This window comes from Methylobacterium sp. A49B (assembly GCF_053346215.1).
In genome coordinates, this window is sequence record NZ_JBKFBO010000080.1 from 1 (window position 1) to 12,885 (window position 12,885).

A 12,885-nucleotide genomic window follows, 5' to 3' on the forward strand; every position below is an offset into this window, starting at 1 on the left:
ATCTGGATACTGCCGCATCTGCGATCCGCGGCCTTTTCGACCTCTTGTCAAGTCTATGTTCATGAATGATCCCGAATTCAATCATGAAGACCTGACGGTTATAATGTTCACAGCGTTGTGCGAGATAGATATCTGGAGTCGGAAGGGGTACGGAATATATATTAATCTGACCGACTCGCGCGTAAATTCACAAGATAAAATCGTAAATCCGTCGACCGGGAGAAAATATAATAACAATTTTCTCATCGGAACCAGTATACATGCTAGAGCTTCTGACTTCGGGATGCAATATTATTATCCAGAGGGTATTGAGCGTTGTGGAAATCTAAATACTGATGAAGTTTTCGGGTTCGTGCCGGCTCTGCAACTTGGTGGAGATCCATTTCCAGAAAATCTGCAGCGCTTCAAGGCGATGGAGCATCTTGGTTTTCTGGCCCAGATAGAGCCGTTAATCCTTGTCGAAATCACCGAGCCAGAACCCGGTGCACCGCTCGGGCGGATGAAAGATGTCAGGCGGATCGGTGCGCAATAAACATATTCGATAAGCAGAATTCATAGCAGCGCTTCGAGATGTGATATGGTCGTAGCGGGATAATCGGCCTGAATAATGAACGCATTGCGTTGGATCGACATGGTCGCGGACGGGTATGGAAAATATTTCGCAGATATCGGTAGTGATAGAATCAACAAATCCATCGATGATGGTGGCCGGCGGACCGCCGCAAAGGCAAATTGATACGCTATGTGAGTGAAATGTGTGAGAAGGGCTGCCGGATGTCAGTGACACTGGACGTCCGCGAGATCGCCCCTGATGACGATGATCGGATAATCCTTTCACGACGAGGACGAGACGACATGGAAGAGATCGATGCCTTCGCACGCGTGATCAGCGATTTCGGACCGCCGGAGAATGCCAGAAGGGTCCCACCGGACGTGATCGAGTCGTACAAGGACTATCTTCCCCCGTCGATGATCGGCTTCTGGGAAAGATATGGATGGGGCGAGTATAGATCTGGATACTGCCGCATCTGCGATCCGCGGCCTTTTCGACCTCTTGTCAAGTCTATGTTCATGAATGATCCCGAATTCAATCATGAAGATCTAACGGTTATCATGTTCACAGCGTTGTGCGAGATAGATATCTGGAGTCGGAAGGGCTACGGGATTTATATTAATCTGGCCAACTCGCGCGTAAATTCACAAAGTAAAATCGTAAATCCGTCGACCGGGAAAAATTACAATCAAGATTTTCTCATTGGATGCAAGATACATGCTAGAGCTTCTAACCGCGGGATGCAAGATTATTATCCAGAGGGTATTGAGCGTATTGGAAAGCCAAACCTTGATGAAGTTTTCGGGTTCGTACCGGCTCTGCAACTTGGTGGAGATCCATTTCCAGAAAATCTGCAGCGCTTCAAAGCGATGGAACATCTGAATTTTCTGGCCCAAATAGAGCCGTTAATCCTTATCGAAATCACTGATCCAGCACCGGGTGCACCACTCGGTCGGATGAAAGATGTCAGACGGATTGGCTCGCAATAAGATTATCGGGCCTGCAACTTCTGCCGACCGGGCCGCCCACGTTCGGCTCGCCCGAGCTCGTTTCGGTGGTGCGGCACAGCTGGAAAGACAAGGGAGTGGTGAGACACTGTGACGAGCTGTAGATGAATAACAAAGACACGTTCGGAAAACTCACTCACCCAGATGCTTGATCCCAGGGTTTGATGGTGCAGTTTTCTCACGCGCGTGGAAGGACGCGCTCTGGGCCCAGTTCAGCACGGAAGCGCCACGACGACAGCGGCCGTCCGCCGAGCGATACAGCATAGTCAAGCGAGCCTGAGGGCGCTGGCGGCCTCAGGCCTTACGAGGCTATCTGCAAAGCCTGGGCGGACGAGCCCTCTAGGTTCACTCAGAACCCGCACCACCAAATCCTGGCACCAAACCTAGCGCTCGCACTGCACGGGGCGCGCCAGCCTATCCGCCAAGGTTGCACAGGTAAGACCCTCAATTGGTGCGGTCCGAGAGGCGGAACCTGACTGGTCGCGAGCATCCTGATACCACCAGCGCTTGGTTGGACTCGAATTATCTTCGGTGCTTGCACCCTGCAACGGTGAAGTTTCCGGTATGCCGGAAGGCGGGATAGCCTTCGGCCGCCGACGCGGGGTGAGCGGCCGTGGAACGGCCGCAGCTTCCCGCTTCTTGCCGGGCTGTACGGGCGCTGTGCCAACATAGTCGGTGCCGGCAAAATAGGCGATACAGCCCTTGGCGAGATCGGTCCCGTTCAAGAGCTCAAAGCGTGCGGAAGTCATCGCAGCCGCAGCCGCTGCATCGAAATCGGGGTCACCGCTTGAATCGATTGCCGCGACACCACTTGCGACACCCTTCGCCTCTACATCATATCGGATGAACGACCACGGCCGCTGCTCCTTCCGGCGGAACGCTTCGGCCACCGTCTCGGGAAGCGTAAGCTGCGGGCGCTCCGTCATACGCAAGTTCTTCGCCTCACAAGTCTCGGCAGCGGAGGGCCAATCCTCCTGCCGAACCAGCTCGCTCGTGAGCCGGTGTGTGTCGAGCCACTGCGCTTTGGCCTGCGTCTTGGCCTCGCGTTCCACCGCGGACGAAGATCCGGCCAGAAGCGTGAATGGCCAGATCTTCCGCAGGTCGAAGCTTGGCTCTTCCGGCCCTTCCTCGGCCGAGGCCGTGCCGATTCCGCTAAGCCCGGCGACGCACAGGCACAGCACGGCGAATGTCTGGGACTTCCGTCTCATCCCTTGAGTCTCTCGATACGCTTGAGCAAGTCCGGCTCCCAGTCGGCAAGGCCGATCTTCGCGATGGAGGCGAGGAGACGGTCCGCCTGCCGCGCCGCATGGCTGCGCAAACCCAGGTTGCGCAAGTTCTCGAGGATGAAGAGGTCCCAGATCGTCTGATTGCGCACACCCCGCGTACCGCCGCGCGTCTCATCGAGCAGGGCGAGGGCTTCGTCGATGTGACCGGCCTCGATACTGCTTTGCACTTGGCTCGCCACCGCCTGGAATGCCCGATCCACGACGAGGAAGCCCTCGCTGCCCTCCTGCCGAGACATGGTCTCCCCGAGCGCCACGGAACGGTGGGTGGCTTCGAGCCATGCTTGGACGGCCTCCGGGATCATGGGCGTGCCATCTGAGAACTGGAGCGCCTCGACGCCCGAGACCGTGCGGAGGAAGCGCGACGCTTCCTCGCGGATCGCCTGGGCGACTTCCTCCCGACCGAGATTCAGGGCAATTTGGTGCTGGAGATACTGCCCCTCAAACCAGAACGGCTGCTGGCTGCAGCTGCGCTCAAGTCGCATCACGAGGGCGGTGTCGGCGCCTCCGCGTTCGCTTGCCTGACGATAGTTGTCAGCAATGTCCTCGCTTACAGGATGCAGAACGCTGCGTTGCGCCGAGCGGCCCAGGGGCGGGGGGGAGGAGATGCCGTACCACGTGGAGTACCGCCTCAATCGGTAGGCAAGGGGATGGGCTGGATTGAGCTCGAGAAGAAACTCTGCAACCGTCGCCAGACTTTGCTTTAACGCCCGCTCATTCGACGGGTCGAGGCGGAGCTGATCGGACCGCGGGGCGGCCGCATCCAGAAGATCCGGCCTCGACTCGGTCGCGGAAGCAGCGGGCGCGAGGGCCGGCAGCGGATGCGCCTCCTCGTTGGCTCGGACTATCTCGGCTGCGCGGCTGCCGATAAGGCCAAGGTCAAGCCCGAGATCGGGCGAGATTTCGGCGAGCCTCGCCGCGAGCGCATCGCACGCCTTCACCACGACGATGGCGTCGACCGGATCGAGATGGCCTCGGCCGGGCGATGGCATCAGATCTGTAAGGCCCTTCACGAGGAGCTCTGCGAGTTTCTCGCGCGGCCGGTTGCGGGGATGGGGCGCGCGCCCATAGCCGATGTGGAATTGTGCGGCCGCGACCATACAAACGGGCAAAGCCTCGTTGCCGAGGAGATGCGGCGCGGCATGAACCAGAACTTGGAGCAGCCGCAGGTCCTTCGAGCTGGTGCGCAGCAAAGCCGCCGCGATCTCCGCGATCGCGGACCAGCGGATACTTGCCTGCACGAGGGTGCCGCGCTTCATCAGATCGGTTTCGATCTCGTCCCAGCTCTCATGCTCGTCTGCCGGCATGCCATAGGCGTCGGGGCCCGGGAGGGGAGCAAGGACGGCCTCCACCCAGCGGTGACGATCGATCCGCTCCTCGCCCGAGACGAACCCCGACTCGGCGACCGCCTGACGCGGGTTCATAAGGTCTCCGGCAACCGCAGATGCGTGAGCGGTTGCTCGCGGAAGGGGTTGACGGGAGCGAGCGCCCGGATCGCGTAGAGGGCGTTCACGCCGTTGACGCTGAACACCATCTCCACCGGGTCGGCCGGACCACGAATGTCCGTAACGCGAGCGGCATCGATCAGCCGGAAGCTTGACCAGACACCGCTATGGGAAATCACACCATTCGATCGTCCGCTGACCGTCAGTGACGAGCCGTTGTTGCGCGTCGTCGAGGCATTGGGCCACAGGATCGTGTAGGTCTGAGCCGGCCCGTGCCGATAGGGCACAAGCTGTCCCTCGATATTCAGGATCGCCGCCCCGGCGGTGCTCGACAGGCTGAGCGGCTCGATCTGATAGCGCAGGGAAGGCGCCCCCTTCGCATCGAAATAAATGGTGCGAATCTGGCGTAATTTATCCAATTCCGACAGAAATTCTGGTCGGATTTCGATGGATTGTCGGTCGATTATCTTGGACTTGCGCGTATCGATATCGACAAAAGTCGCGAGATAATTGGTAAAAAATCGGTCGAAAGTGCCTTGTGGTCCAAAGAATGCCTGAAATTCGTCGAGCGTGACCTCCTCCTGGGCGTTTTTGCGGAAGGGGTATTTGCTGGCCAGCGATACGCTGAAGTTGCGGTAGACCTCCCCCTGCCAGACCGCCTGAAGATCGAGCCGTGCCGCCTCCAACACGACCTTCCACGATTGAGCGGCAAGCTTCTCCATGATCCTGTTGAGCGGCGGCGGCTGGTTCACGCCCACCTTTTCGAGGTCACTGATCGGGTCAGTGGTGCCCTGGAGGGTTGCCCTCTCGCGCGCCCGCTCCAGAGCGAGTGGTTTGGAGGAAGCCTCGCCCGAGCGGACTTCTCGTAGGTAGGTCTCGACTGCGCCGACCTTGGCAACGATCTCCTCCATGTAGGGCTTGCCGTTGCCGGTGGCCGTGACGATCCGAGCGAGGGGATCGAACCGCCGGACGATGCGTAGACCCTCTGCCTCATTCGGGTTGAAGGGCGTGATCGTATTATCGAGGGCCTTGATGGGCTGGTCCTTGCGCAGTTCCGTCGTCTTCGGCTCGTAGACGACGCTGTTGGCTTTGATCAGCATCAGCAGCCGGCCGATCCCGTTGGCCGGACCGGTGACGTTTTCGAGCACTGCGATGGCGTGGTCGAGGTTGCGCATCGCCGTGATGTCGAGGACATTCACCGCTTGGTCCCAGACGGCGATATAGGTCGAGACGTACCGTTTCAGCACGCCATCCCGGAAGGCGGCGAGGTCTTCGGGCGAGTACGCGATCGTGTCGCGCTCGCCGATGACCCAGGCATCTTCCACGACGATCGCCGAGATCTGCTCGTTTTGCGGCACGAAGAACTCGTGAAAACCTTTTTTGGTATATAGAAACGGGATCTGTATATCCCTACCCTGAAGCGGAGTGCGGATTCCTTGATCGAAGATCAGGTCGAAGGCCGGTCCGATCTCCTTGCGAAAGGAGACCGGGACGGGGTGCTGCATCTCCGCGATACGCTCCAGGCGGCGCAGGATGCGTTGGGTGCGATCGACCTTGGCAAAATCCGCGCGGGCGGCATCAATCACGGGTTGATGCAGGGCCACCGTGACGTCCGACACTTCGAGGGCGTGGGCGAGGTGTCCGTTCAAGGAATCCTGCACTTGTCCCTGGCCCTGATAGGCGCCCTGCCACCGCTCGGAAAACCAGGTTTCGATGGCCCGTGTCCCGAGTTTTGACGGCGCGCCCTTGGCATCCGGGCGCGCGTCGAGGGCATCGCGTTTGCCCTTGTCTCCCATCAGCAAGTAGACCCGAAGCAGGTTCAGGCGTTCGTCCTCGTCCCGGGTGGCATCGTCTCGGCCGAGGGCGATAATTCGGTCCTTCACTTGCACCGCAAGGGCCGGCAGGAATCGCTCCGCCAGTAGCGTCGCGTAGACTTTCTCGACCGCCGGTCCGATCCGGTGCCCTTGGTAGAGCGCGACGTAGTCCAGCAAGTGATGTTTGATGCGCCAGTCGGGAAAGACCGTTGTGGCGTCGCGGATGGCGTCCATCGCCGGCCGCAGCAGTGCCACTTCGCCAGACGCATCGACGCCCTGCGGCAGGGCCACGAAGTCCCGTGTCCTGGCCACGACCGACGCCGCGCGCGCGGCATTGTCGCGGTAGGCTTCGAACAGGTAGAAGCCGAACGTTATCAGCGCCACGGCGGCGGCCATGCCGGTCGAGTTGACGGCGATCATCTTGCGCCGCTCGACGATCTTGTTATCGCCGGCGAGCCCGGCCTCCGTGAAGATGGCGTCGGCAAACAGCCGGCCGAGGAAATACGGCTGCGACAAGCCCGAGTAGGCTGGCATCACCGGGGCCGGCAGGGCGTAGTCTCGCGAGATGCGGGCGAGCAGCGCGTTGAACGGCACGCCTTCCTGCTTTGTCGTGGTGAAGTAGAGACCCCTCACCAAAGGCGGAGTCGAAAAACGGTCGGCTTGGAGGCAATCGACCAGGAAATGCTGCAGCACTACCCCTGCCGCCGACAATTGCCGGGTGAACATGTAGATGTTCTTCCGTGCCGTGAGATCGCGCTGCGCGTAGAGCCGGTCGATCAGGTCGTTGTTCACCCGCTCCATGAAGGCCGCGAAATCCGTGGCAAAGGTCGCCCGCCAAGCGTCGGCGTGCAGTTCGTCATAGACGTCGAACGAAAAGCCGAACGGCGCGAGCCGGTCGAGCTTGCTGAACTGCTGGAAGTAATCGCGAAAGCCCAGCAGGTGATCGATCTTGTTGACAATTATGTGGATCGTGAAGCGGGTCCCCAGTGCTTCCGACATCTCGACGAGACGACCATGGATCGAGGCGGCAAGGTTACCCCGCTCCTCCTCCGTGGTGCGCATGAGCTCACAGATGTCGAGCACCAGTATGACGCCGTTGATGGGGCGGCGCGGCCGGTGCTCCGTCAACAAGGCCGAGAAGGCGTTCCAGAGGCGGGACTCGCGGGTCATGCCCGTCTCGGCTCCCGCCTTCTGAGAGGCTGGCCGCAGCCATGCTCCAGGCAGGTCGAACAGGACGCTGTCGTTCGTGACCCAGTATTGCGGCTCTACCGTGAGCTTGATGCTCTTGAAGCTTTCGAGCCCGAGCAAGTGGGCAAGCGGGAACTTCATGTCCGATGCGGCCAGCAGCGACGTCTTGCCGACCGCGGGGGGGCCCATCACCACGTACCAGGGCAATGTATAGAGCGTCTGCCGGCCGCGTTCTTCGCCGGTCCACTTGGTGCGGATGGTCTTCACGGCGTTGCGGAAGCTCTGCCGCATCGCTTCGATTTCAAGCTCCACGGGATCTTGCACCACCGGCTTCTCGGGGCTCGGCGGCTTCAGTCCCCGGGTCCGCCAGCGCACGAACACGACGCCGATCAGCCAGCAGATGAAGACGATGAGCAACGCGATGACCCGGTGGGAGGTCGTCGCGAACGGCTTGTAGCCGTTGATGTCGAGACCCTGGCCGCCGAACCAGATGGCGGCCATGACGGCGAGGGCGATCAGGGCGGAGGCGCCGAAAGCCGACGCGACCCACTTCCACAGGAATGCGGCCGTGTTGGCCACGATCTGGGCAGGTGCATATCCGGAAGAATGCATGGCGGGGCTCTGGTTGAAGCCGAAACTACCAGTGGCAGGCGCGGCGAAGTGGACGCAGCGCTTCGGTAAGCTGTCCCGCATCGAACAGGTAGGTCTGCGGGCCGTCCGGGTAGTCGATCTGGATCGCGAGGCGTCGAGAATTGATCAAGGACTTGATGAGATCGATGCTCTCGAGACCTCTGCCGGCGAGGATGACATCGCCGTTCTCGTAATCCCGCCAGTGGAGATTGAGGGTCACACCCCGGTCGGTCGTAAGTGCGACCTTGGTGCGGGCGTGGCCGACCGGCTTGGGGAGCAGGATATAGAAGGCGGTGATGTCGTCCTCGCAGGCGAGCATGATCACCGAACGCTGGTCGAGCGTGCCCCGTCCGAGCGGAGACACGCCGTCTATCTCGCGGAGCGTCAGGAAGACATCCGCTGTCTCGGCCGTCCAGGCGCGCTGGTCAGCGGGGAGGTCTGCCGACTGGCCCGCCCGACCGGTCAGGAGGCCCTCGAAGGTCGCCGGCTCTATGAAGGCGGCGCTGCGCCAGGGCCGGATACGAACCAGGGCGCCGGCTACTCCATCGGGTCGGCCTCGCTCCTGGTCGAGGCCGAGTTCTCGAAGCGGGCTCGGCTTACGGATGACCTTGGCCTTCTCGGGCGGCGGCGCTTCCGCGGCGCTATCTTCGACGGGAGTCTTGAACAACGCATCGAAGCAGAGGAGACGTCCCACCCTGTCGCGGGTAGCCCGACAGGCGTCGATGTCCGGCGGCGCGGGCGTCCCGGCCCAGGCGGGCGCGATGGCGACGACCAGCAGGGCGATCATGCGTCCAGCGGTTTTCATGCGCGCTCTCCCGCTGCAGGCCCATCGAGGCCGAGCTTCCGCATCTTGTTGGATAGGGTGCGCAGCGGGATGCCGAGATCCTCGGCGGCGAGACGGCGCGATCCTCGGCGCTGTTCGAGCGCGCGCGTGATCAATGAGGCTTCGAATCGGTCGCACGCTTTCGGCAGCGCAAAGCCGGATACCGCGAACTCCGGCGACTTCGCCGGAGCCACCAGAGCGAGATCCTCGGCTTCGATCATCGCGCACTCGCCGGACAGAAGCACCGCGCGCTCCACGATGGCCTGAAGTTCCCGGACGTTGCCTGGATAAGCGTAGCCAGCGAGCAGGGCCTCGGCGGTCGGCGCGAAGACCTTCGCGCCCCCGAACCGGGCGCTGCTGGTTGCCAGGAAATGATAGGCGAGCAGCATGATGTCGCCGTTCCGCTCTCGCAGCGGCGGGCTGACGATGCGGATTTGCGCGATCCGGAAGAACAGATCACTGCGAAATCGCCCGTCGGCGGCCATGTGAGGCAGGTCTGCATGGGTCGCGGCCACGAGGCGGATGTCGGCGCTCTCCTCCCGGTCGGCCCCAACCGGCCGATACCGCCGCTCCTGAAGCACACGCAGGAGCTTGGCCTGGAGTGCCGGCGCCATGTCGCCGATCTCGTCGAGGAACAGCGTGCCTCCCCGCGCAGCAGCGATCAGTCCCGTGCGAGCCGCCTGGGCTCCCGTGAAGGCACCCTTGACGTGGCCGAACAACTCGTCCTCGACGAGATTTTCCGGTAGGGAGGCCATGTTCAGGGCGACGAAAGGATGGTCCTTACGGTTTGAGAGTTCGTGCAATTCCTGCGCGATGAGTTCCTTTCCGGTGCCGGTCTCGCCGAGTATCAGCACGGAAATATCTCGACTCGCGACGCGCGCGATCTGCTCGCGCAACCGTTGCATCGATGGAGAGACGCCGATCAGCCGCCTCTCCATAGTGCCCCTCGCATGCCCTGCGGTGTCCCGATCGGGCTCGGCCTTGAGGCGGCGCGACGCGGCATCCAGGCCGTCGAGGCGGAGAGTGCGCTCCATCCCCGCTCCGGCAAAGGCCATGAAGCGGTCGAGCAGCACCAAGCTCGCCGGTGGCACGACCCGCTCCTCCTGCAGCAGAAGCAAGGCGGTGACGGACCAGGCTCCGGTTCCGATCCGCCCGGGGATGGCGAGCATCTGCCCCGCCGCGACGCCGAACAGCGTCTCCCGCAATGCGTCGGCGCCTCCCCCCGGACCCAGTATCGCCGCCTGAGTGACCTGTATCAGCCCGGAGATCGCGCATGCCTCGCCAGGCAGCGGTCCGAGCGGAAACGCCGGTCCATCGAGCAGGTCCGGCACGCTCGCCAAGCACACAAAGGCATTGCCGATCTGGTTCGGGCCGTAGAGGTGCCCGCTCTCCACGTCGGCGATGATAGCGAGGCCGCGCAGAACGGCTTTACGCATCGCATCCAGATTGTCCGCGGCGGCGACCTCGCGGCAGAGGTCGAGGAGACGGCCGGTCAGTTCCATCGGCTGGTCCTCATGGCGCAACGACCGTCTCGAAGGCGAAACGGAATCCGTCGCCCTCACCGATGTCGACCGTGGCGGAGACGAGAACGACGTGATCCAGTCCGGCCTGGAGGATGGCTCGGGAGATTTCCGGCAGCAGCCGGCGTTGGATCACCTGATCGACGAGGCGGGCACCGCTCGTCGCCACCAGACATTGCCGACGCATGTGGGCCTCGGCTTCCGCACCGACATGCAGCACGACACCCTGGCGCGCCCACAGGATCTCGCCGAGCTCGGCAAGCTTGGCCGAAACGATCTCGCCCATCGCCTCCTCGGACAGCGGCAGGTAGACGAGGGGCTGCATGCGCGCGAGAAGCGCCGGCTTGAAATGCTCGGCCAATCGTGGGCGGATTCGTTCAAGGATTTCAGGGACGCGCACGCCCTGTCCCGTCTGCTCAGCGAGCTGGCTGATCTCTTCCGCCGCGAGGTTCGATGTTAGGAAGAAGACGACGTTACGGCAATCGATCGCTCGACCTTCGCCGTCGTTCAGTTCCCCTTTATCGAATGCTTGATAGAATAGGTTGAGGACGTTGATGTCTGCCTTTTCGACCTCATCGAGAAGCACGACGGAATACGGCGTCTTGTGGATCGCCTCGGTCAGCACGCCGCCCTCACCGTACCCGACATAACCGGGCGGCGAGCCGATCAAGCGCGAGAGCGTGTGACGCTCCTGATACTCGGTCATGTTGATCGTGGTCAGGAAGCGCTCGGAACCGAACAGCAGCCGCGTCGCCTGCACAGCCGTCTCGGTCTTGCCCACGCCCGATGGACCGACCAGCAGGAACACCCCAATCGGGCGCCCAGCCTTGTGGAGGTCGAGCCGTGCGGTCTGCAGCTGTTCCACGATCAGGTCGATCGCGTGATCCTGCCCGCGGATCGCGTCCTTGATGCGCCGTCCGAGCGTCGTCAGTCGGAGGGCCTCGTCCTGGGTCATGGCCGCGACGGGGATGCCGGTCCAATCGGAGACGACCGAAGCGACTTCATCGACTCCCACTTCCAGCGCAACCAGGGGCTCGGTCTCGCGCACGCGCGCGAATTCCGCCCGCAGCCGCTCCATCGCGGTCCGTGTCTCCGCCGTCGTCGGCGCGGAACGAAGCGCGACGAGTTCTCCGGCCAGCCGCCTCTGGAGGTCATGCTCTCCGGAGAGGCGGTCGATCTGTGCCGTGATCGCGGTGCGGCGCTCCTCGATCTGGCTCAGCCGCTCACCGAACTTGCCGGATGGGTGGCCGGCATCGATGTCACGGTTCAGCGCCTCCGCCTCGTGTGTGAGCATCAACTCCTCGCGGCGCAGCACGTCGATGCGATGGGGCGCGCCGGAGGCACTCGCCTTGACTCGCGCGCAGGCGGTATCAAGCAGATCGATCGCTTTGTCGGGAAGCTGGCGCCCGCTGATATAGCGCGCTGCGAGCGCGGCCGCCGCGGCCACGCCGGCGCTGGATATGAAGACGCCATGCGCCTTCTCGTAGGCGGGAACGAGGCCGCCGAGGATGAGGCGCGCCTGCTCGATTCCGGGCTCGGCGAGCTGTACGAGCTGGAATCGGCGGACGAGGGCGGGGTCCTTCTCGAAGTATTTCTTGTATTCGGACCACGTGGTCGCCGCGATGGCGCGGATCTCGCCCCGCGCCAAAGCGGGCTTCAGAAGGTTGGCTCCGTCCGAGCCGCCCTGCGGGCCACCTGCGCCGATGAGCGTGTGAGCCTCGTCGATGAACACGATCATCGGCCGGTCGGCGGCCTTCACTTCATCGAGCACCGCCTTCAACCGTCGCTCGAACTCCCCCTTGACCGAGGCGCCCGCTTGGAGCGCACCGAGATCGAGGCCGTAGAGGGACGCTCCGACGAGGAAGTCAGGCACGTCGCCCTGAACGATCCGCAGAGCCAACCCCTCCACGACAGCCGTCTTACCGACACCTGCCTCTCCGACGCAGAGCGGATTGTTCTTGCGCCTCCGGGCCAGGATCTCGATGATCTGGCGGATCTCATCGTCTCGGCAGAAGACCGGGTCGATCCGCCCTTGGCGAGCCGCCTCGGTGAAGTCGTGGCCGTAGCGTCCGAGTGCGGTGCCAGCATCTTGCGCGTGCCCAGGCCCTTGGGGCGCGGCGGGCGCCATGGTGATCGCCGGCGTTTCCACCGAACCCTTCACGATCGCGTCGAACTGCCCGCGGATAAGGGAGAGAGGTAGTTGCTCCAGACGCAGGCCGTAATCGAAACGGGCGTAGCGCCCGAGATCGGACAGGAGAGCCAGCAGGATTGCGCCTGAGCGGATCTGCCCTTCCCCGAGGAGCACGGAGGCCACCATCCACGCGTCCTGCAACAACTCACAGACGAGCGTCGAGTAGCGTGGGGATGCGCCGTCTCCCGTGCGAAATCGTGCGAACGCACCCTCGACCGCGTTCTTGATCCGGTCGGGATCGGCGTCGCAATGGTGGGCGATCAGCCGGCAATCCGCTCCGGGCTTCGTCAGTAGCGGCACGAGGAGGTGTTCGACCGCGACTTCCCGGTGGCCGTGAGACACGCAGGCGACGGCTGCCGCCTGCAACGCCTCGTGGCAGACAGGGTTGAGGCGCTCGATGAGCCCCGGCATCAACTCGATGTCGCGCATGA

The 12,885-nt window shown here is 62.6% G+C and carries 8 protein-coding genes; 2 read left to right on the forward strand and 6 right to left on the reverse strand.

The window, feature by feature from the left end; genetic code table 11:
- Both ACLBX9_RS09870 and ACLBX9_RS09875 read left to right on the forward strand, forming a co-directional pair.
- The coding region (locus tag ACLBX9_RS09870) for a T6SS immunity protein Tdi1 domain-containing protein (protein WP_447718802.1) at nt 1–532 on the forward strand (532 nt) is incomplete at its 5' end.
- Nucleotides 533–855: 323 nt separating this feature from the next.
- Entirely contained in the window at nt 856–1,542 is a 687-nt protein-coding gene (locus ACLBX9_RS09875) for a GAD-like domain-containing protein (protein WP_447718803.1), read from the forward strand.
- A 401-nt stretch (nt 1,543–1,943) separates the two neighbouring features.
- On the opposite strand, the gene ACLBX9_RS09880 is transcribed toward ACLBX9_RS09875, so the two are convergent.
- The 6 genes from ACLBX9_RS09880 to tssH are packed head-to-tail and all read right to left on the reverse strand — an operon-like array spanning nt 1,944 to nt 12,883.
- Nucleotides 1,944–2,768 carry a hypothetical protein gene (locus tag ACLBX9_RS09880; protein ID WP_447718804.1) on the reverse strand — a complete coding sequence of 275 codons (825 nt, stop codon included), beginning with the start codon at nt 2,766–2,768 and terminating at the stop codon, nt 1,944–1,946.
- Nucleotides 2,765–4,267: a type VI secretion system protein TssA gene (tssA, locus tag ACLBX9_RS09885; RefSeq protein WP_447718805.1), complete on the reverse strand. Its 1,503-nt coding sequence runs from the start codon at nt 4,265–4,267 to the stop codon at nt 2,765–2,767. The genes ACLBX9_RS09880 and tssA overlap by 4 nt, the downstream gene beginning before the upstream one ends.
- Nucleotides 4,264–7,902, reverse strand: a complete 3,639-nt coding sequence (gene tssM, locus ACLBX9_RS09890) for a type VI secretion system membrane subunit TssM (RefSeq protein WP_447718806.1) — start codon at nt 7,900–7,902, stop codon at nt 4,264–4,266. Before tssM ends, tssA begins: the two co-directional genes overlap by 4 nt.
- Nucleotides 7,903–7,927: 25 nt before the next feature.
- A complete protein-coding gene (locus ACLBX9_RS09895; protein WP_447718807.1) occupies nt 7,928–8,707 on the reverse strand; it encodes a type VI secretion system-associated protein TagO in 780 nt (259 codons plus the stop codon).
- 14 nt (nt 8,708–8,721) lie between these two features.
- Nucleotides 8,722–10,245 carry a sigma-54 interaction domain-containing protein gene (locus tag ACLBX9_RS09900; RefSeq protein WP_447718808.1) on the reverse strand — a complete coding sequence of 508 codons (1,524 nt, stop codon included), beginning with the start codon at nt 10,243–10,245 and terminating at the stop codon, nt 8,722–8,724.
- Nucleotides 10,246–10,255: 10 nt separating this feature from the next.
- Complete coding sequence (gene tssH, locus ACLBX9_RS09905) at nt 10,256–12,883, reverse strand: type VI secretion system ATPase TssH (protein WP_447718809.1); 2,628 nt, start codon at nt 12,881–12,883, stop codon at nt 10,256–10,258.
- Between the last annotated feature and the right edge of the window lie 2 nt (nt 12,884–12,885).

Coding starts and splice junctions, on each gene's coding strand:
- tssM (WP_447718806.1), bottom strand. CDS start 7,902: ATGCATTCTTCCGGATATGCACCTGCCCAGATCGTGGCCAACACGGCC.
- ACLBX9_RS09875 (WP_447718803.1), top strand. CDS start 856: ATGGAAGAGATCGATGCCTTCGCACGCGTGATCAGCGATTTCGGACCG.
- ACLBX9_RS09880 (WP_447718804.1), bottom strand. CDS start 2,768: ATGAGACGGAAGTCCCAGACATTCGCCGTGCTGTGCCTGTGCGTCGCC.
- ACLBX9_RS09900 (WP_447718808.1), bottom strand. CDS start 10,245: ATGGAACTGACCGGCCGTCTCCTCGACCTCTGCCGCGAGGTCGCCGCC.
- ACLBX9_RS09895 (WP_447718807.1), bottom strand. CDS start 8,707: ATGATCGCCCTGCTGGTCGTCGCCATCGCGCCCGCCTGGGCCGGGACG.
- tssH (WP_447718809.1), bottom strand. CDS start 12,883: ATGCGCGACATCGAGTTGATGCCGGGGCTCATCGAGCGCCTCAACCCT.
- tssA (WP_447718805.1), bottom strand. CDS start 4,267: ATGAACCCGCGTCAGGCGGTCGCCGAGTCGGGGTTCGTCTCGGGCGAG.